Here is a 457-nt window from a genome sequence, read left to right as displayed (position 1 = left end):
CCCATAACTACATCCACGAGCTCGATGTGCTGGCAGAAGAGCTCGCCGGCCAGCTCGGTGACCGGGTGTTACGCCGCGGCCGCTTAGCTTCCCGCATGCACGAAGACCTCGGCGTTAGTGTCCGCTTTTCCCGGCCGGGCCCACGCCGCAGCTTCAACCCTGATACCCGGGAGCTTGCGCTTCGCGACGGCCTCTCCGAAGCCCAGCTAGTCTTTGAAATGGCGCTCCAATATTGCCTGCTTGCCTACCGCGATGTCTGCGATAACCTCGTGTCCGAACTTCCGGCGGGCGAGGCCCAAGAATTAGCTACTTTAGGGCTCGCGCAATACTTCGCCGCCGCGGTCACCATGCCCTACCAACCGTTCCTATCGATGGCTGAGGAAACCCGCTACGATATCGACCTTTTGTGCAACTACTTTGGCACCGGTTTCGAAACCACCGCGCAACGCTTGGCTAC

1 protein-coding gene is annotated in these 457 nt (G+C 60.4%); it reads left to right on the top strand.

The features are described 5' to 3' along the window. A partial coding sequence (locus tag J5M58_RS26830) for an ImmA/IrrE family metallo-endopeptidase (RefSeq protein ID WP_207880409.1) occupies positions 1 to 457 on the top strand: 457 nt, incomplete at both ends.

The organism is Pseudomonas sp. 32_A (assembly GCF_017490905.1).
Classification (GTDB): Bacteria; Pseudomonadota; Gammaproteobacteria; order Pseudomonadales; family Pseudomonadaceae; genus Aquipseudomonas; species Aquipseudomonas inefficax.
Note: the sequence above shows the minus strand (reverse complement) of the source record. Positions and strands in the feature narration are given on the sequence as shown.